The sequence below is a fragment of the Streptomyces sp. NBC_01476 genome (genome assembly GCF_036227265.1).
In the GTDB taxonomy this organism is placed as follows: domain Bacteria; phylum Actinomycetota; class Actinomycetes; order Streptomycetales; family Streptomycetaceae; genus Actinacidiphila.
In genome coordinates this window covers 7,922,368-7,939,143 of sequence record NZ_CP109446.1, presented here as the reverse complement: position 1 = coordinate 7,939,143, position 16,776 = coordinate 7,922,368, and the positions used below count along the sequence as shown (strand labels likewise).

The following is a 16,776-nucleotide window of genomic DNA, read 5'->3' as shown; positions in this document are numbered from 1 at the left end:
CTCTTTTCCTCGACCGTTCACGAGTTATCTGGTGAGTGGTTGACGAGATCCCGTCCGATCTGTTGATCGGGCGGGATCTTGGCGTTTCTGGTGTCTGTTCGATGTGCTGTCCGAACGTGGCAGGCGTCGTGACGTCTGTCCAGTGGTCGTCAGCCTGTGGTTCCGGGGTGGTTCGGGTGCGGAAGGTGTTCCGAGGCCTTCGCCGGGCGTGCGTGATCGCGGTTTGTGGTGCTGAGCTCTCAGGTGGCGGTGCGGATCTGCGATCGTGCGGGCGGAGGAATCCCGGTCGCGGCGGGAGGCGAGAGTGCGGGACCAGTGGGTGCGCCGGCTTCGGAGGTGGTGGTGACGGCTCGCTCGGTGCCGGTGGTCTGTTGCCAGGTGAACAGGACGTGCAGGTTGATGCTGCAGATCATCAGCGCGAGCAGGATGCTCTGCGCGACCCGTCCGTGAGCGAGTCGTTTGGGGGGGTCGGAGGTGTCGATGCTGTGGCTCTTGGCTCTGCCGTTGGGACCTTCGATGTTCGCCCGCTCGGGCCGGTAGACGTCCTGCCAGGTGGGGTGGAGGTAATGGCGGTCCTGGCGGAATTTGTCGAGTTCGCCGAGGCCACCTGGCCGAACGGTGACCGTCGGCTTCTGGCAGATCCGCGGCAGCCCGTTCATGGGCAAGGGCCGCAGTCGTTCGCCTTGGGGGATGAGAACGGTGGGCTTGGCCGCGGTGTGTGCGGCGGTGGCTCGCTTGTTGGTGAGGCCGACGACGGCCGGTTGCGGTGCGGGGACGCGGTGGGAGCCTGATCGCGCCCCGCTCGTCCGCGGACTCTTTGAGCTTGAGGAAGTACGGCTCCCGGGCAGCGATCCGCTCGCGGAGTTCGCCGTTCTCATCGATGGCGCGTACGGCTTTGTCGGTGAGCCCGGTGGTGGCATGAATCAGCACGTGCGGCATGGCGGGGCAGGCGAGGGACCCGTCGACGAGGAGGGCGCCCTGGTGGGTGCCCTGGCCGCCGCGGTACTGCTGTTTGTAGTCGAGAACCAACTGGCAGCCCATGGTGCGGACCGGCTGTGCGAAGTTCTCGGTGGTCTGGTCGGTGTAGGTGCGGTCGGCCGCCAGCAGTCCCGTCGGGAAACCGAACGGGGCGAGCCGGGCCAGGGAGTGGACGGCATTCGGGCCGATGCGCTTGCCCGGGGTATCCAGGACGAGACCGAGGGCGCGTTGCGGATGGCGGCTGACACGTTCACCGGCCTGGATGCGACCTGCGGGGTGTCGTCGGCTGCCGGCGACCAGAAGGCTTGCGGAGTGCCCGAAGATTCCTTCCTCGGAGCCCCCGCAGTAGTGCCAGCCCGCGGTGAGCTCGACGGAGGCCAAGCCCCGCCGTTCACGGGGCGGACGGTGCCAGGTGGGAAACGGCGTGGTGTCGGCGCCGATATCGCCCCGCCAGCCCTTGAGCAGGCCCGGTCGGTGAGCGAGGCGGACGATGACCAGGACCAGACGGTCACTGATCTCCTGCAGCAGCTCCCGGCGCCGTTTGTGCTCGGCGTCCGTGTCCTCCCAGGCGTCGGCCACGATCTCGGCCTCTTCGGCAGGCAGCCGGCGTCGCCGGTCGCAGCGCCGCGGGTCCAGGGCGGTGGTCAGCCGATCGAAAGGCCCGATAGACGCGGCGGGAGAACGGCTCGCGTGCCGCCTCCCATTCCAACTGGGTCCCGGACGCAGCAGAAGCACCCGAGGCATCGCCATCAGCCGAGGCTGAGGTCTCGGCCGAACCGCGGGGCGAACTGCTGGCGGGTGGGTGACCGCTCATGCCCCCAACGACCACACCCGCCTGCCTTGCGCCCGCACCACTTCGCCCCACGACAACTCCCGTCCGCGCCCTAAGCTCATCTCGTGCAGGCAGAGGACAGACCCCAGAACAGCGTCAAGCACTGGCAGGAGTGCACCGACGTCTACGGCTTCCTGGAGCAGGTCCGTCTGCGACCCGGTATGTGGTTGCCCGACGGCTCACTCCAGCACCTGCAGTCCATCCTCATCGGCTACCGAGTCGCGCTGGGCGTGCACTCCATAGACGAGACCTTCGCGTTCTGGCCCGACGGGGACTTCACCCACTGGCTTCGTGAGCACCACGGGATATCCGGCTCTCTCGGTTGGGCCGCAGAGATCGAGCGACAGACGCCGACCGGTTCCACGCCGGTCGACGAGTTCTTCCGACTGCTGGACGGCTTCCGGCACGGCTCAACGCCTGAGCCGCCACCGGATGCAACGACGGAACAGCATCCCGGCATCGAGTACATGAGCAACACCTTCGTCACCCTCTTCTGGCGCCCGCAACTGCTCACGGAGGCCGTCCTGCGACTGGAAGACCGTGGCTTCCGCGTCATGCGTCTCGCCGCGCGTGAGTGGGCCTCCGAACAGGACATGCACCGGGATGTTGCCGCTGCGCTGGGGTTCCCCGGCTACTACGGCCACAACCTGGACGCCCTCAACGACTGTCTTGGCGACGTGGCCTGCTACGGCCCGTACGACGACTCACCAGAAGGTACTGGGCTCGTCCTGTCCATCACCGACTACGACCGCTTCGCCACCGCCTGCCCGAAGGCGGCCCAGGCCGTTCTGGACATCATCGCCGGCCAAGCCCGACGCGCAGCAGCGCTCCAGCGCCGCTTCTTCTGCCTGATCCACAGCAATGACCCGAACATCCGCTTCGCACCAGTCGGCGCCATGCCCGTCATGTGGAACAACGACGAATGGCCCGACGCCAAACGTCGGTGAGAACACGGCAGTTCCCCGGGAGCACACGTAACCGCTGCCGGGCCCTCATCCCGAGGCGATGGAATGCCGGGCGGCAGTGACACACCCTTCCTCCCAATGCCACCATTCCTCGGCCTCACCGTGTTCCAAGAGCTTGCGGATCCGCAGCAGATCCGCCTCCGGCGGGACATCCAGAGCCACCATCCGGTACCGCTCGATGCCCTCACCGGTCGTACCGAGGCCATGGAAGCTCTCCAGCACGCTCTGCCGGGCGGCGGCTGAGCCGCCGTCCTTCAGCATGTTTGCGACAACTTCAATTGGCTCCACTCCGACACTGAAGTTGGCTCCATGAGCGGGTCGCGGAGGACGGCGTGGGACTGTCAACCTGGCTCCGAGAAGTTGTTTTGGCCCCACCCGGAACGAGTCGGTTCCCTGGCCGTGGGGAGGGGTCGGAGAGGTAGCGTGAAGCACATCGGGTCCGACGGCCGACGAGCCCCCGACAGGCGCGTTGACAACGCCGCGGATCTCGACCCGTGTTCGATCCGGGACCGCTGGATTCTCCGATCCGCGGTGGACGACGAGGACGGCATCGGCCGGCGGAAAACGGGCGGGCCCAGGGAGCTGAGGCCGGCGGCTGCTGAAGTGGTTGTCGGCCTGAGTGCCGCCCGCCGAACGGGCCTCCCTCAGGCGGCCTGTAGCCTGCGCGGGTGATCGTTCGCTGTGTCCGGATCATCAGTCCCGCGACCCGTGCGGTGGTCAGCGACCACCCGGCCATGCGTATCGGAGCTGAGTATCCCGTTCTGGAAGTGCTGACCGCAGTGGACCGGGTGCTGCTTCGTATCCCGGATCCGGTCGACAGCCCGCCCGGGGCCTTCGACAGCTCAGGACTCTGGGACGCGTCCATGTTCGCTGTCGTCAGCGACCGGGTGCCTGCTTGCTGGGTTGCTTCGCTGGATGAGGGAGCCTTGAGTCTGGCTCCGCGGGAGTGGCAGCGCCCCGGGTTCTGGGAGGACTTCTTCGACCAGGTGCCCGTCGCCGTTGCCGAATACGACCGGTGCAAGGCCGAGATTCTCCAGCAGTGCTGATGCCCGGGGCGGTCCTTGTTACGCAGTGCTCCGCCCCGGAACGGTCTCAGGCCCGTCGGCGCCTTTCCTTCGTCTGAGCCAGTCGGAACGAGTCGGTGCCGGTCTCGACGATGTGCGCGTTGAACGTGACACGGTCCACGATTGCCGCGCAGAGCCGTGGATCGGTGAAGGTCTGCTTCCGCTCCGAGAAGGGTGCGTTCGAGGCGATGGCGATCGCGCGTCGTTCTTCGCGTTCGGTGAACACGTGGAACAGCAGTTTCGCGCCGGGTTTGTCCAGATCGAGATATCCGAATTCGTCGATCTATGCCGATATCCGCAGAGCTGGATCTATGCCGAGACCGCGACCATGCCGACTGGCGTGAAGACGAAGAGCGATGGTCGCTGGGTGCTGGCAGCACCAGATGGTGGTGGCAGCCTGGAATTTCGTCAAGAAGTAGCAGCGGCTCGGGCGCCCCAGAATGGTGATGCCGTCGACTTGCCGGTGTGCGTATCCTTCGGCGGGTGAGTCTGATCGAGGTGGGTCCGGAGCAGGTCGAGCTTGTCGTCGGTGGGCGGGGGGCACTCGCGCCCCGTGTCCGGTTGTTCGACTTGTCGCGGGCTGACGAGTATGAGGCCTCCTTCGCCGTGGAGGCTGTTGCCGACGGTGTCCGCGCACGGCTCGAAGCCGTGACTGTGACCGTCTGGGACAATCTGGACGAGTTCTTCGACAACCTTGCGCGCGACTTCCGCGGTTGGGAGGGCGAGCGGGTCTGGGTCAACAACCATCTGGTCGTGACAGCGACCTTTGGCTCGGGTGGTCACGTGTATCTGAGCTGGACCTTGAGGTCAGGCTTCTTCCCCGAGGACTGGAAGTGCACCGTCACGAACGTGGTCGAAGCCGGTGAAGGAATGACGACCCTGGCCGCTGACGTGCGCGAATTCCTGGGCCAGGAGTAGGTCGTCAGCGCGCTGAGCCGAGAACGTCACCTCTCGGCAGGTTCAGCGGCAAGCCCTTTGAGAGGGTCTCGGCATAGTCACAGGCGATCGAGGAAGGCCAGAACCTTGTCGGTGGGCCGGTAGCGGCCCGGCCGGGCCGCTACCGGTGCGGTCAGCGCGAGCGCCTTCTCCTTGATGGTCATGTCGGCATGGACGTAGGCGTCGGTGGAGCGGACTCCGGCGTGGCCGAGCCAGAGTGCGATGACCGTGGTGTCGACGCCGGCCTGCAGCAGCGACATCGCGCAACTGTGCCTTGTGTCCGCAGAGGCCGTGTGCGGATCAGCCCGTGTTGCTTTTGAGCTGGCGGGACTCGGAGGCGGCATTCGCCGCGTTTCTCCCGGGCCGTGTTGCATTGCGGCCACCCAGATGTGAGGCAGGCCACACTTGTGGGTGGCGCCCCTGGACCGTGCTGATCACGCTTCCTCGATGCCCTGGACGAGTCGCTGATGTTCCCTCAGCTCGGTGGTCCGGGCTGCACTCGTGAGTACGATCTCCTTCGCCGTCCCGAGGGATCCTTGGCCTGCGCCGAGCAGTTCGCGGGTGACGACGATGGAGTCGATGACGCTGGCCCCCTGACTGTGCAGAAAGCGTTGGACGGCCTCCATTCCGCGCTCCTGTCCGAACAGTGGAAGGCTCTGCTCGACCAGAGAGGTGAGGCGGGCGGCTCGGTCAGGGGTGAGGCCGTGAACGTCGTCGAACATGGGATCGATCCCTCCTGGATACTGCTGCTTCGATGCTCAGGTGACCTGGGTTTCTTCGTTGTTCTCGCGCTCCGCAAGGAACTCGTCGAGTAGTTGGAAGAGAACCTCGATCGCGCTGGCTTCGTCCTCGGGCGGCAGGTCCCAGGGGTTGTCCCAGCCGTCGGGAAGGGCGATGTGCAGGACCTGACCGGGCCATGCGTGGTTGCAGCCCTGTCCTCGCCGGGCAACAAGCCACTCGCGCCATCCCGTCAGCCCTGGAGACCGGTGCCGGGCCGCGTTCTGGTCGTATCCGGTGAGGAACGCGGTCAGCGCGTGGAAGGAAGGTCGGCCGACGAACATCCCGGGCCGCTTGCCGACGTTGGAGAAGTACTCGCGTTCGCTCATTTCGATCAGACTGGTCATGAGTCCGTTCTCTCGCGGATCGGGGTCGCGGTCTCGCGGACCTGTTGGGGCGGCGACGGGGTCAGGGACAGATCCAGCAGTAGAGACGGGCATTTCGGGCGACCGCTCGGCCGGCGAGTTCGGACAGCTGTTCCAGGAAGCTGGCGAGATTCTCTGGATCAGCCGGGTAGTAGAAGACGCCCTCGGTGCTCGACCAGCTGGAGGCGATTGAGCGCGAGGACGTGGCTTCGCAGGTCGCGAGCGCGTCCCGGAAGGCGTCCGTCAGCGACACGACCACCAGTTCGCCGTCCCCCAGCATCCCGATGAGGCTGCCGTGTCGGGGGTCGGACTGGACATCGGCGGCGGATCGTCCTGTCATGAGGGCCTCGGCGGGGGTCAGCTCCGCCACTGGATCGATGCCCTTGATCACCAGTTGGTCATAGCCGGTCCCGCTGGGCTCACCGTCGTCTCGGACGACGGCTCGAACAGCGTCGTCGTCATCAGCGGCGGCGAAGTAGCCGTAGAGAACGCCCATGGGCAGATCATCGCATCCGCTGCTGACGGCGCCGCAGGTCGGGACGGTTGCCTAACTGCAGGATCCGATCGTCGTGGTTCGGGCTGCTGGGAGGCGTGTCACGCCGCTGATCGTCGCCGCCGACCTGCGGAGGTGGAGGATCTCGTCGTGCTGGGCGGCGAGCCGGGCCAGGGCCTGAGTGCGGAACTCGCCGAACTCTTCGTTGGTCTCTTCCGCAGTGGCCAGCCGCGTCTTGAGCGCGGAGACCTCAGCTTTGAGCCGGGCGATCTGAGCCTCGCGCGGATCGGGGATCTCCCCCGCCTGCTGAAGGGCCTGCAGGCGGCGTTCGAGCTCGACGCGGAGGTGAGCGTAGGGGCGGCTTCCGTAGAACGCGGTGCGGTCGACGGCCGCTTCGCGGGCGAGGGTCTTGACGTCGCATTTTCCGCCGGGCGGGATCTCTCCGCGTAGGAGCCGGTCCATGGCGGCCCGGATGCGGTTCTCGTTCTCGGCCCGCTGGGCTGCGGAGATTCTCATGCGGATTCCCTGTTCACGATGTTGGCGCTGTCGATCTCGGTGACGACCCGGAGAGCGCGGTCGTAGTCGGCTTGGAGCCGGGCGCGTTCGGTCTTTCGGGTGGTGCCGAGCTGGCCGAGGAAGGTCTCGGTGCGTCCGGCGTGCTCGGCCCAGACGGGCCGGTGGCAGGGGTGATGGGTGGCCTGCGGGCAGCGGGCGGAGTCACACATCCCGACCAGTGGACGGTCGGCTGTCGGGGTGCCGGCCAGCTTGAGGCAGAGCGCTCGGGAGGGGTCGGTGAACCAGCAGTAGTTCGCGGGTCCGAGGTGAAGGACCTTGGCCCGTTTGGTCAGCAGGTTGAGCACGTCGCGGTCACCGCGTTGCGTCTTGGGCGCGGTTGCTGCCTCTGGGTCGAGTTTCCCGTCGATGCTGGCGAAGAACTCGGTGAGGCTCCGTGCGCCGGGGCCGGCGGGCAGGATGCCCTGCTGGTAGTTCCGGAACTCTTGCAGGACCAGGTCCAGGTCTCGGTCGCTCTCGTGCTTGTTGACCTCGGACAGCAGCTCGGCCTGAGCCCCGCCTGGACGGGAGGCATACCCTTCTGTCGTGGCCACTGCGATGTGTTTCAGGTGGATTTTGGTGGCCAGCACGCCGCCCGGCCGGTAGGCCATTTCCAGGGCCAGTGTGCGACGCAGTCGCCTCGGATTGACTTGCCCTTCCGGGATCGGGGCGAGCCCGAGACGGTGCCCTGCCGGGGAGTTGACCCAGTTGCGGAACCACTTGTAGCGAACGGAGAAGGCGAACCGCCCGAAGAGAAGTGCGCCCTCGTGGCGGTCGTCGTGGAGGTCTTCGGCGAGTTCGACGGCGCGATAGACGGGCTCGATGACGACCCATTCGTCGTCGGTGCCGCCCAGCGGCTGCCCCTTGATGACCTTGCTGGCGAGCCGGTAGCGGGTGAGCCCGGGGACGGGTTCCTCGACCGGCAGTCGGCAGCCGATGCGAAGCTCCATCAGCTCGCTCGCGCGCATGCCGGAGGCGGTGGCCAGCACGATCATCGCGGCGGTGCGGACGACGCCGACCAGTGCGACGGCCTGGAGGCGGTGCAGAGGCAAGGTCCAGGGCAATACCGACGAGGTGTCCGCCGCAGTGATCTCGGCGGCGTCGCGGGCGAAGACCTCCTTGATCCCCACCGAGGTGACCGCGGCCTCCAGCGACCCGCGCAGGCGGTCCATCCATTTGGCCTCGAACTGGGTGACCCCGGCCTGGCGGGCCAGAACGCCCGTGGCCAATGTCAGGAGAGGGTCGTCAGCCGCCCAGCCACCAGCGAGCCGGTCGGCGACGTGGTGGTCGGCGAGCATCGGCAGGGGTGTGCACGTATCCGTGTACTCGTTCAGCAGCTCGGTGAACTCGGCCGCCGGGGCGACGTGGACCGCACGGAGCCCTCGCGCTTTGCGGGCGGAGAGCTTGTCGGCTTCCCGGATCTGCTGGACGAGTTCAACCGCGTGCGGCCCCAGGGAGGAGACCAGGAACAGGGCGGCGGCGAGCATCGGCTGCAGGACCGTGTCGTCGACGGGCTGGGTCTTGTTCTCGGTCCGGCCGCTGGGCATCTCGGCGATCGCGGAGGCGGTGGCCCCGCCCCAGGGCCGCAGATCGGCCGGGACACTGTCCGCGGTGAACAGTTCGCGGTAGTTGACCAGGTCGACGACGACCTGCGCGGCCGCTCGCCGGGTTCCCGGGCTCTGTTCGCCGACGACCGCGCCGTCTTCGTCGAGGACATAGCGCCGGTGAGCCATGTAGGCGTCGCAGACACGGGTGTCGATCTGCGCGAGGCTTGACACCCCGGCCTCGGACAGCCACCGGCAGAACCGGGTGAGCTCGTCCAGGCGGCCCGCGCAACTGGTCAGGTGCAGGGCAGTGCGATGGGCCCGGGGCAGCGGAGCGACAGCCGGGTGCCGCGGGGCGAGCATGGCCAGGACCAGTTCCTTGCCGACCAGCCGCCACCGCTCGTCGGTGATCTCGGCGAAGTCGAAGCGGCGCGTGCAGAGGGCGAGCTGGACGGGCAGGCCGACGACGTCGGTGAAGTCCCAGACGTCGTCCTCGAACATCGGACGGACAGTGCCATCGGGGAGCGTGAGCCCGGCTTCGAGGCAGACGTCGGTGCCAGCGAAGACCGCGGACCGGCCGTCGAAGGCGGGGGCAGTGGCGAGGGCGGTGGTCATGCAGTCATCTCCTCGGGCCGCAGGGGAAGTTCGTTGTCCTGGTCCTCGACCTGGTGGGCCGCTGCAGCCAGGACGGCGGGGTCGAAGCGGTCCAGGACCTGTTGGACGCGGGTGGTGTAGGGGCCGAAGACGGCCATGAAGTGGGCGGCGGGCATCTGCTGCCACTGCCGAGAGAAGAACGCCTTGAGCCGCAGCAGGTTGCCCGCGTGCCGGGGCGCGAAGACGGCCAGCGGGCAGAGCAGGCAGACCCAGGGCCGGGCCGGGCAGGGCTTCCCTTTCGGGCCGTGCAGCCCGGACAGCTGGTCCCCGCAGGCGGCGGTGAACACGTCGCGCTGTCCGCCGACGAGCTCGGCGATCACCGCATCATCCAGGTCCAGCTCGGCCACCAGCTGTGGGTAGCCGTCCGCCAAAGCGGCCGCGTCCTCCTCGGTGATCACGGTCGGTGGGTGGGCCCGGCGGAGCATGTCGTGCTGGGCGTCCTCGATGACCGTCTCGACAGCGTGCCGCTGGGCCGGAGTGGTCGCGGTGAGGTAGTGATCGCCCTCGACATCCGGGCTGTGGTTCGGGTCGATCGTCGCCCGCCCGCTGCCCGTCCAGGACGTCTTGTCCCGCATGGCCTCGTGGGTGGTGCGGATCCGTGAACGGTGGATCTTGAGCGGCTTCCCGTCGTTCCCGACGACCGCATGGCGAAGCGCCCACCGCTGGACGGCGACCCGGTCGATCCGGCGGACGCGGCCAGATCCGCCGGCCCGGCTGACTCCCACCCAGAGTCTGCGGCGTTCCTCCGGTGGCACGAAGGTCCGCAGCAGCGCGGAGTGGGCGAGCCACTGCTCCAGCAGCCAGACCGCCCGGCGGGGCAGGTTCAGGCTCTCGGCCGCGGTGCGGCGCTTGATGTAGGAGAGGAGGACCGTCGAGTCACCGGCCCAGTCGATGTCCCCGACCACCAGGTCGGCAATGCCGTCGGGGACGATGCCGGAGTAGATCCCGAACAGCAGCCTGTAGGCGATCAGCACGTCCAGGTGAGGGAAGACGGCCCAGGTCGCGTCGTGGAAGCCGCCGCGCTTGTGCACCAACGCCGCCGAGACCCCCAGGTGCCGGCCGAACTCGCTGATGCTGACGGGCCCGACCCGGGCCAGCAGCCAGCGCAGATTGCCCGACTTCCAGCCGCCTTCAAGGGGGTGCTGTCCGCTGGCGGCATCCGCCAGCGCCCGGCGGTGGGCGTCGTACGAATCGTCGACCAGAGTGCGGCAGATCCTGGTCAGGCGCTGCCACTCCTCCTCCGGATAGGGCGGCAACGGCTGCCGGTTGGGCTGGATGTTGAAGTGGCGCCCGGCAGCGAGGTCCAGCACTCCGTCTCCGAGCGTGCCGCCGCTCTGCGCGTAGCCCTCCAGCAGGCTGCGGGTCATGGCCTCCAACCTCGACGGGCTGGACATCCAGAACCCGGCCAGCTGCCCCCGCCGCAGCTGACCGGCACCGCCGGCGAAGCCCTGAGCGGCCAGGGTGCGGACCATGCTCCGCAGCGACTGGATGTAGAAGTTGACGGTGCCCTCCGCGTCCACGGTGCCGTGCGGATGGATCAGGCCCACAAGACCGAGGGCCAGATCCCGGGCCAATTGGGGATTGGGAAGTCCGTGCAGGCTGTAGTCCGAGCGGCTGCCGTCGCTGAACACGCAGGTCAGGCCGAGGGGCTCGTCGATCAGCATGGTGGGCATCAGAGGCCACCGTCCTCGGTCTCGTCGTCGAACTCGGCAGCAGCCTCCCGCTCGGCGGCCGCATCCTCGGTCAGCCCGGCCACGGCCCTGGCCCCCTCGTATGCCTCCCGGTAGATGCGGGTCGTGTCCAGGCGGCGGAGGTACTTTCCCGTGGTCAGGACCGTGGAGTGGCCAAGAAGATCACGAAGCACCAGCAGCGGGTCCGCCTTGCTCAGGTAGAAGACCAGAGCGGCGTCGGCATCGGTGTCCCGCACGAGCTTCGCGGCCTGCCGGTAGTGCCCGGTGACCAGGTATTCCAAGGTCCTCATCGAGAAGGTGTGGCGACATCGGTGGGGCCAGACGTGCGGGAACCGGGGCTCGAAGCGGGCCCGGATCCGGTCGGATGTGCGCTCGAAGACCGTGGCCCAGGCGGTGAACGGGCCGCCTCCGTTCTTCACCGCCAGCAGGCACGACCCGCCTTCCGGGGCGATCAGGCGACGGCGCTCGGCCGGGGTCAGCGACTCCCAGGAACGGCGGACTCCGTTGATCAGCCCTCCCCGGGCGTCCGGCTCGGTCACCATCAACGGCTCGCCCCACCGCCTTGGCGGCCGCCAGTCCGAGCCCTCCGTCGTGGCGGCCCGGTCCAGCTCCAGGTAGTCGTGCAGCCCGGCCAGTGCCTCGTAGGAGGTCCACGTGGTGCGGAACTTCCTGCCCTTGGTGATCCCGGCCGGCACCGGGAACGGGATAGGGACAGCGGTCGGCTCCGGCGGCAGCGCGGGGATCTCCCAAGGCAGCAGGTAGGTGAACTCCTGCAGCCTCATCCCGGTGGCCAGCGCGTGATCCCCGACCGCCGAGTTGCGGGTCAGCTCCCGCCCATGGAACCCGGTGTCCTGCGAACCGTCCGGTGCCAGTCCCCGCAGCCCCTTGCGGAACAGCTCGGTGAAGTCCGGCTCCAGGTACTTGATCGTCACGTGCGGCTTCGGAGTGCGGCGGACCGCCAGGTTGACCTTCACCTCCCGTCCGGTTCCTGCGAACAGGGCCCGCGCGGACCGGTAGGTGAACGGCTCGGCTGTCGCGTACTCCTCGTTGATCGCCCACCGGTAGAACAGCGACAGGATGCTCATGTGCTGGCCCCAGGTCGTCGCCGCGAATCGGGCCTTCAATGGCCCCGCCGCCCGATGCTCGGCGTACCGGCTCAGCCCCGCCTTCAACCGCTCCCGCGCGTCGAACAGCCCCACCCCGTGCTCGGCCAGGAACTCCATCCACTCCTTGACCGCACGGGCGTAGTTCCCCCACGAGCTCGGCGCGGGCGCCCCGCTTGCCGGGAGCTCACGTAACCACCGGTTCACCACCGCTGTCGGACGCGGCGCTGCCGGGCCGTCCTCGAAGCGCAGGTCGTCGTCGATCAGGACCGGCATCCCCTCGGGGATCAACGGTCGATGCTCGACATCCCAGGACTGCCAGCCCCGGGACGAGAAGAACGTCAGGATCATGAGCGCTGACCCTACGAACAGCACACAGCGCGAAGCAAAGCCCAAACGGCAAGGCCACCGGCCTACTTGGAGAGAATCGCTACACGCAAACTAAGCGGAGACAATGTGCCGCAGGACGTGCGGGTGGATGCTCTTGTCCAGCAGGGACGGGCAGGATCGCGCCGCGGTCTGGGTGTGGGTGCCCAGACGTTGAGCGACCGCGTCGCGGCTGAGGCGCCGTCCGGTGCGAGTGCAGAAGAGGGGGTCGCCGGCGCGTCCGGCGCGTTCGTTCAGCCAGGCGCTCAGTAGGTTCTGGACGGGGCGGTCGAGCGGGACGGGGCGCTGTTTGCGTCCCTTGCCCTCGCAGCGAACGGCGGCGCCGTCGCCCAGCGTGATGTCGTCGCAGTTCAGGCTGGTGAGTTCGGTGACGCGCAGGCCAGTCTGGACGGCCAGGGCCAGCATGGCCTTGTCCCGTCGTCCTTCCCAGCGTTTCGGATCCGGTGCCGCCAACAGGGCGTCGACCCACTGGGTGGTCAGGAACGTGACGGTCCTCTTGTCGAACCGCTTCGGCGGGATGTCCAGGACCCGCTGGATGAGCAGGGCGTGTTCGGGGTGCTGGAGCACGGCGTAGGAGAACAGGGAGCGGATCGCGGCCAGGCGGACGTTGCGCGTTCGGGTGCTGTTGCCGCGCTCGGCCTCCAGATGGTTGAGGAACGCGGAGATCACGTCCGAGCTCAGGTTGTTCCAGTCCAGCTTCGCCGGAGTGGTCCCGGTCCGCTGCTGGACGAAACCGAGCAGGAGGCGGATCGCGTCGCGGTAGGCGGCAATGGTGCGGGGGCTGGCCTGGCGCCGGCGGGCAAGCCGCTCGGTGAAGAACGCCTGCGGGATTGGTGCGATCACAGGGTCATGGGCGGCCCGCCTTCCGGATGCCGTCGCGGCGGGCGGCGGCCAGTGCGAGCAGTTCCGGGGCCGCCGACAAGTACCAGTAGGTGCAGGCCGGTTCGCGGCGCCCCATATAGGTCGACAGCGACGGGATCTTCGCCTGGACGTTGTCCTCGGTGCGATACCAGTGCAGCCGGGCTCCAACGGCGAAGGTGAGTCGGCGTACATATGAACGTCCCCACCTGCGTACGGATGAACGCGGCCAGTTTTTGATGCGTTGAGGGGGCTCCTTCGGCACGCTGCTGCTTGGTCGTTGTGGGGCGGTGGAGGTGATGGACAGTGGTCCTGGATTCGCACCGGTAGTTGGAACTGCGTCGTTTCCGCGGCTTGTTGGAGTCCGGATCGATGAGCCTGTCGGAGATCGCCAGGGAGACTGGGCTGGACCGGAAGACGGATCGGAAGTACCTCGTGGCCCCGGGTCCATCCATCCCGCCGCGTCGGTCGCCGACTGGGCGGTCCCGTGCCAGGGTGATTGACGAGTTCGCACCGCTGATCGGCTCGATGCTCCGTGCGGAGATCCTGATGAAGGCTGCGGTCATCCACGAGCGGCTGGCCACGGAATACGGGTTCTCCGGCAATTACCAACGGGTCAAGCTGTACGTTCAAGAAGCCCGCCCGAGGATCGCTGGGAATCTCGGCATTACCCCGAAGCAGCTGGCGGGGATGCACCGCCGCTTCGAGGTGATCCCCGGTGCCCAGGCCCAGGTCGACTGGGGCAACGAGGGCAAGATCCTCGCTCACATGGGCGTCGCAAAGGTCTACTCCTTCCACATGACGCTGTCGTACTCCCGCGACCCGTTCTGTTGCTTCACCACCAGCCAGGACCTGCAGACGTTCTTCGACCGCCACCGGCGTGCGTTCGCGCACTTCGGCGGGGTGCCGATGACTGCCGTCTACGACCGCACCAAAACTGTTGTCCGCCGACATGTCGCCCCGGGTGAGGCAGTTCCGCTGCATCCGGAAGCGGTCGGCTTCGCCGGCCACTATGACTTCGACATCGACGTGCTGGCCGTCTACCGACCCACCGGCAAAGGCCGCGTCGACTGGCAAGTTCTCATCGTCCGCGACCACGTCCTGTCCGGCCGGGCCTTCTCCTCCATCGAGGAGAAGGACGCGGCGTTTGCCGCCTGGGTGCCGCACCGGCGCGCGCAGATTTACAAGACGTACCGAGAGGTGATCGGCGAGCGGGCGGCCCGCGACCATGCGGCCCTCAAATCCCGGCCGCCCACCCCTTATCTGGTGGCCGAGCGGCACCTGCGGCCGGTCGGGAAGGACCGTTTGGTCGCCTTCGGCGGAAACCTCTACCCGGTGCCCGCCCGGAAGGTCCGCCCGCGTCAGCCGGTGGAGATCAGGGCTACGAAGTCGCAGGTCATGCTGCATTCGACCGCCCCCGATGTCAGTGGTGAGACGCTGCTGGCCATACATCCGCGGGCGTTCGGGAGAGGCGTGCGTGTCGTCGAAGAGAGGCACTGGGACGGTCTGCCCACTGGCAAGGGACGCCGGACGACCACCGGCGACGTTCCCTCCCGGCCTCGCCTTGAGCGGCCTCTCGGAGAGGAGACCGGCTCACTGCAAGCCCTGCTGAACCGGGCCGCAGCCACCCGGATCGAGGTCGGCCGCAGACCGCTGTCGGTCTACGACGAGCTGACCGGCACCCGCCCCTTCTCCACCCGCAGCGAGAACAAGGAAACGTCTTGAGCGAGCTCACCGGCAACCGCATCCGCACCACGGCCGCCAAGCTCGGCCTGCCCCACCTGGCGGAGACGATCAACGAGTTCACCCGCCGGGCAGACGAGGGCAAAATGGGATACCAGGACTTTCTCGACCTGGTTCTGTCCGAGGAACTGGCAGTTCGTGACGACCGGCGCTTCCGTCAGGGCCTGCGGCTTTCTCGGCTGCCGCACCACAAGACGCTGGATGAGTACGACTTTTCCTTCCAGCCGGAACTCGACCCGCGCAAGGTCAAGGACCTCGCCACCCCGTCCTTCGTCGAGGCCAAGGCGAACGCGGCCCTGCTGGGGCCGACCGGTATCAACGGGTTCAGATGTGAATATGGAGTTCTTGCATGTCAGAACGTTGCTGAGATTGCTGCCAGGTGAGTCAGCGCAGGCTGGCAAGTTCGTTGACGTAGCGGGTGGGGGTGCCGAGGAAGAGGTCGGGCCGTGCGGGGCCGTGGACGATGTTGAGCGTGTCGAGACGGTAGGTCCATTCGCCGCCGCTTGAACCGGGAAAGCGATAATTGATTTGCCAGCGGAGCCACTCTCCGTGGGCGAGGCGAACGGCCGGGGGACGCCGCCATCTGCGCGGCATGCCGAATGGCGTCGCGACCAGCTGAACCCGCAGCAGTCCGTCGACTTCCCGCAGGAGCACTCCGGTGTCCGTGCTGGAGTCGGGCATGTTGTCGTGCGCCACAGATCGGGGTTGGAAGTCTTCGGCTTCGCGCATCCGGACCTCGTGCATGAAGGGTGGCGAGCCAGGTGGCAGCGGAAAGGCCGTCGGGGTCGCGTTCCGACGTGCGGCTCCAATCCCGCCGCGGGATTGCTTGGTCCATGACGTGCGGACCCACTGCACCACTGTCTCCACGAGCCTGATCCTGCGGCATGCCAGTCGCTGGCCGCTACTCCATTTCGGCGGGGGCCGTCCGTGACAGGCCGCGCCGGGCGAGTTCGCGTCGGAGGTCGAGATTCTCGCCGTGGGCTTGTTCGAGCGCGTCTCGCAGGGCCTGTACTTCTTCTCGGTGCTGTTTCTTCAGGCGGGTAATCTGGCTGGTCAGCGCGAGGACGAGGGTGCTCTGCTCGTCGGCCTGAGGCGTCGGTGCGGGAACCTGCCGGGCTTGGGCCCGGAGTCGTTCGATGCGTCCTCGCAGGTCGAGGTGGTTATAGAGGAACGCGTGGGAGACGTGGGCCTCACGCTGAACGGCCTGGAAGGTGATCGGCTCACCGCGCTTGACCAGGGTGCGGATCGCCTTCTCTGCCGCGGCGGTCTTGGCCTGGGATTTGGCCTTCGCGGCGGTGGCGAGGGTCTGGGTGCGCTTGGCGCGGGCGTCGTCGCACGCAGGCATAGATCAGCCGCCTGCCGGTGAGGGAGCTGAAGAAGGCGGGGTCCTTGACCCTGGGCATCAGGTCTTCGCTGGTGCTGTCCTGCAGCGGGACCAGCTGGGACTTGCCGAACTTGGACTCGCGGATGTGCAGCACGCCGTCGACCCAGTCGATGTCGTCGCGGTCCAGCTTGATTGCCTCGGCGATGCGCAAGCCGGACGCGGCCGGCAGCCCGATCAGTGTGCGATAAGTGGCCGCCCGCAGCGGCTGGGGGATCGTCTCTTTGGCCGCCGTCATGATCGCTGCGATGTCGGCGCCGGAGTAGAGGAAAACGGGCCAACCCGCGGACGGCGGTGCTCCGTCGAGGGCTCGCCGTCGTGATCACCTCGGGCTCGCGGGTCTTCACCCAGTCCAGTGCGGCGGCGATGGTCACGGTCTGTTCGCCACGGTCGTCCATGGAGCGCACGAAGTCCGGCAGTAGATAGGCCGCTTCGGCCACCCGGTGTGCCAGC

Annotated in this window: 20 protein-coding genes and 2 pseudogenes; 6 read left to right on the top strand and 16 right to left on the bottom strand. The window is 67.7% G+C overall.

From position 1 onward, the window contains the following. Positions 1 to 239: 239 nt before the first annotated feature. Positions 240 to 659 carry a hypothetical protein gene (locus OG552_RS34425; RefSeq protein ID WP_329139772.1) on the bottom strand — a complete coding sequence of 140 codons (420 nt, stop codon included), beginning with the start codon at positions 657 to 659 and terminating at the stop codon, positions 240 to 242. Between the two features lie 1,216 nt (positions 660 to 1,875). Here OG552_RS34425 and OG552_RS34420 point away from each other — a divergent pair. Further along, complete coding sequence (locus tag OG552_RS34420) at positions 1,876 to 2,757, top strand: barstar family protein (protein ID WP_329139770.1); 882 nt, start codon at positions 1,876 to 1,878, stop codon at positions 2,755 to 2,757. A 45-nt stretch (positions 2,758 to 2,802) separates the two neighbouring features. On the opposite strand, the gene OG552_RS34415 is transcribed toward OG552_RS34420, so the two are convergent. Then, the gene (locus OG552_RS34415; protein WP_329139768.1) at positions 2,803 to 3,036 is read right to left on the bottom strand and encodes a DUF4265 domain-containing protein; all 234 of its coding nucleotides are present in this window, start codon (positions 3,034 to 3,036) and stop codon (positions 2,803 to 2,805) included. 407 nt (positions 3,037 to 3,443) lie between these two features. Here OG552_RS34415 and OG552_RS34410 point away from each other — a divergent pair, with 407 nt between their 5' ends. Then, a complete protein-coding gene (locus tag OG552_RS34410; RefSeq protein WP_329139766.1) occupies positions 3,444 to 3,821 on the top strand; it encodes a hypothetical protein in 378 nt (125 codons plus the stop codon). Positions 3,822 to 3,867: 46 nt separating this feature from the next. Here the strand turns inward: OG552_RS34410 and OG552_RS34405 are convergent. Further along, positions 3,868 to 4,122 (bottom strand): annotated as a pseudogene (locus OG552_RS34405) (ATP-binding protein); the annotation flags it as partial. Here OG552_RS34405 and OG552_RS34400 point away from each other — a divergent pair. Together OG552_RS34400 and OG552_RS34395 are read left to right on the top strand one after the other, a co-directional pair. Further along, entirely contained in the window at positions 4,066 to 4,326 is a 261-nt protein-coding gene (locus OG552_RS34400) for a hypothetical protein (RefSeq protein ID WP_329139764.1), read from the top strand. The pseudogene OG552_RS34405 and the gene OG552_RS34400 overlap by 57 nt on opposite strands. Continuing rightward, complete coding sequence (locus OG552_RS34395) at positions 4,323 to 4,757, top strand: DUF6228 family protein (RefSeq protein ID WP_329139762.1); 435 nt, start codon at positions 4,323 to 4,325, stop codon at positions 4,755 to 4,757. Before OG552_RS34400 ends, OG552_RS34395 begins: the two co-directional genes overlap by 4 nt. Positions 4,758 to 4,834: 77 nt before the next feature. Here the strand turns inward: OG552_RS34395 and OG552_RS34390 are convergent, their stop codons facing one another. From OG552_RS34390 to OG552_RS34345, 10 genes are all read right to left on the bottom strand, one after another. After that, positions 4,835 to 5,119: a tyrosine-type recombinase/integrase gene (locus OG552_RS34390; RefSeq protein ID WP_329139760.1), complete on the bottom strand. Its 285-nt coding sequence runs from the start codon at positions 5,117 to 5,119 to the stop codon at positions 4,835 to 4,837. 90 nt (positions 5,120 to 5,209) lie between these two features. Then, positions 5,210 to 5,497, bottom strand: a complete 288-nt coding sequence (locus OG552_RS34385; RefSeq protein ID WP_329131265.1) for a hypothetical protein — start codon at positions 5,495 to 5,497, stop codon at positions 5,210 to 5,212. 36 nt (positions 5,498 to 5,533) lie between these two features. Continuing rightward, positions 5,534 to 5,899 carry a hypothetical protein gene (locus OG552_RS34380; RefSeq protein WP_329131267.1) on the bottom strand — a complete coding sequence of 122 codons (366 nt, stop codon included), beginning with the start codon at positions 5,897 to 5,899 and terminating at the stop codon, positions 5,534 to 5,536. A gap of 61 nt (positions 5,900 to 5,960) precedes the next feature. After that, on the bottom strand, positions 5,961 to 6,413 hold the full coding sequence (locus OG552_RS34375; protein ID WP_329131269.1) for a hypothetical protein: 453 nt from the start codon (positions 6,411 to 6,413) through the stop codon (positions 5,961 to 5,963). 51 nt (positions 6,414 to 6,464) lie between these two features. After that, entirely contained in the window at positions 6,465 to 6,926 is a 462-nt protein-coding gene (locus OG552_RS34370) for a hypothetical protein (RefSeq protein ID WP_329131271.1), read from the bottom strand. After that, complete coding sequence (locus OG552_RS34365; protein WP_329131273.1) at positions 6,923 to 9,121, bottom strand: site-specific integrase; 2,199 nt, start codon at positions 9,119 to 9,121, stop codon at positions 6,923 to 6,925. The genes OG552_RS34370 and OG552_RS34365 overlap by 4 nt, the downstream gene beginning before the upstream one ends. Then, the gene (locus OG552_RS34360; RefSeq protein ID WP_329131275.1) at positions 9,118 to 10,833 is read right to left on the bottom strand and encodes a hypothetical protein; all 1,716 of its coding nucleotides are present in this window, start codon (positions 10,831 to 10,833) and stop codon (positions 9,118 to 9,120) included. The genes OG552_RS34365 and OG552_RS34360 overlap by 4 nt, the downstream gene beginning before the upstream one ends. Further along, positions 10,833 to 12,305, bottom strand: coding sequence for a site-specific integrase (locus tag OG552_RS34355; RefSeq protein WP_329131277.1), 1,473 nt, complete (start codon positions 12,303 to 12,305; stop codon positions 10,833 to 10,835). Before OG552_RS34355 ends, OG552_RS34360 begins: the two co-directional genes overlap by 1 nt. Positions 12,306 to 12,395: 90 nt before the next feature. Further along, positions 12,396 to 13,184, bottom strand: coding sequence for a tyrosine-type recombinase/integrase (locus OG552_RS34350; RefSeq protein WP_329139759.1), 789 nt, complete (start codon positions 13,182 to 13,184; stop codon positions 12,396 to 12,398). A 4-nt stretch (positions 13,185 to 13,188) separates the two neighbouring features. Beyond that, positions 13,189 to 13,464, bottom strand: a complete 276-nt coding sequence (locus OG552_RS34345) for a hypothetical protein (RefSeq protein WP_329139758.1) — start codon at positions 13,462 to 13,464, stop codon at positions 13,189 to 13,191. Positions 13,465 to 13,571: 107 nt separating this feature from the next. On the opposite strand from OG552_RS34345, the gene istA reads away from it, so the two are divergent. Continuing rightward, a complete protein-coding gene (gene istA / locus OG552_RS34340; RefSeq protein WP_443071109.1) occupies positions 13,572 to 14,924 on the top strand; it encodes an IS21 family transposase in 1,353 nt (450 codons plus the stop codon). Next, positions 14,921 to 15,259 (top strand): annotated as a pseudogene (locus tag OG552_RS34335) (ATP-binding protein); the annotation flags it as partial. The gene istA and the pseudogene OG552_RS34335, both read left to right, overlap by 4 nt. Before the next feature lie 67 nt (positions 15,260 to 15,326). Here OG552_RS34335 and OG552_RS34330 read toward each other — a convergent pair. The 3 genes from OG552_RS34330 to OG552_RS34320 all read right to left on the bottom strand — a co-directional run bounded on the left by OG552_RS34330 (position 15,327) and on the right by OG552_RS34320 (position 16,561). After that, positions 15,327 to 15,671 (bottom strand): hypothetical protein, encoded by a 345-nt coding sequence (locus tag OG552_RS34330; RefSeq protein WP_329139755.1) that lies wholly within the window; start codon positions 15,669 to 15,671, stop codon positions 15,327 to 15,329. A 172-nt stretch (positions 15,672 to 15,843) separates the two neighbouring features. After that, positions 15,844 to 16,188 carry a DUF6262 family protein gene (locus OG552_RS34325; protein ID WP_329141349.1) on the bottom strand — a complete coding sequence of 115 codons (345 nt, stop codon included), beginning with the start codon at positions 16,186 to 16,188 and terminating at the stop codon, positions 15,844 to 15,846. Beyond that, positions 16,163 to 16,561, bottom strand: coding sequence for a tyrosine-type recombinase/integrase (locus OG552_RS34320; RefSeq protein WP_329139754.1), 399 nt, complete (start codon positions 16,559 to 16,561; stop codon positions 16,163 to 16,165). The genes OG552_RS34325 and OG552_RS34320 overlap by 26 nt, the downstream gene beginning before the upstream one ends. Positions 16,562 to 16,776: the final 215 nt, after the last annotated feature.

Excerpts from the sequence above, each read along its gene's own strand:
- OG552_RS34375 (WP_329131269.1), bottom strand. The coding sequence starts at position 6,413 with ATGGGCGTTCTCTACGGCTACTTCGCCGCCGCTGATGACGACGACGCT.
- OG552_RS34380 (WP_329131267.1), bottom strand. The coding sequence starts at position 5,899 with ATGACCAGTCTGATCGAAATGAGCGAACGCGAGTACTTCTCCAACGTC.
- OG552_RS34360 (WP_329131275.1), bottom strand. The coding sequence starts at position 10,833 with ATGCCCACCATGCTGATCGACGAGCCCCTCGGCCTGACCTGCGTGTTC.
- OG552_RS34370 (WP_329131271.1), bottom strand. The coding sequence starts at position 6,926 with ATGAGAATCTCCGCAGCCCAGCGGGCCGAGAACGAGAACCGCATCCGG.
- OG552_RS34330 (WP_329139755.1), bottom strand. The coding sequence starts at position 15,671 with ATGCGCGAAGCCGAAGACTTCCAACCCCGATCTGTGGCGCACGACAAC.
- OG552_RS34365 (WP_329131273.1), bottom strand. The coding sequence starts at position 9,121 with ATGACCACCGCCCTCGCCACTGCCCCCGCCTTCGACGGCCGGTCCGCG.
- OG552_RS34355 (WP_329131277.1), bottom strand. The coding sequence starts at position 12,305 with ATGATCCTGACGTTCTTCTCGTCCCGGGGCTGGCAGTCCTGGGATGTC.
- OG552_RS34385 (WP_329131265.1), bottom strand. The coding sequence starts at position 5,497 with ATGTTCGACGACGTTCACGGCCTCACCCCTGACCGAGCCGCCCGCCTC.
- OG552_RS34425 (WP_329139772.1), bottom strand. The coding sequence starts at position 659 with ATGAACGGGCTGCCGCGGATCTGCCAGAAGCCGACGGTCACCGTTCGG.
- OG552_RS34390 (WP_329139760.1), bottom strand. The coding sequence starts at position 5,119 with ATGCCGCCTCCGAGTCCCGCCAGCTCAAAAGCAACACGGGCTGATCCG.
- istA (WP_443071109.1), top strand. The coding sequence starts at position 13,572 with ATGAGCCTGTCGGAGATCGCCAGGGAGACTGGGCTGGACCGGAAGACG.
- OG552_RS34320 (WP_329139754.1), bottom strand. The coding sequence starts at position 16,561 with ATGACGGCGGCCAAAGAGACGATCCCCCAGCCGCTGCGGGCGGCCACT.
- OG552_RS34415 (WP_329139768.1), bottom strand. The coding sequence starts at position 3,036 with ATGCTGAAGGACGGCGGCTCAGCCGCCGCCCGGCAGAGCGTGCTGGAG.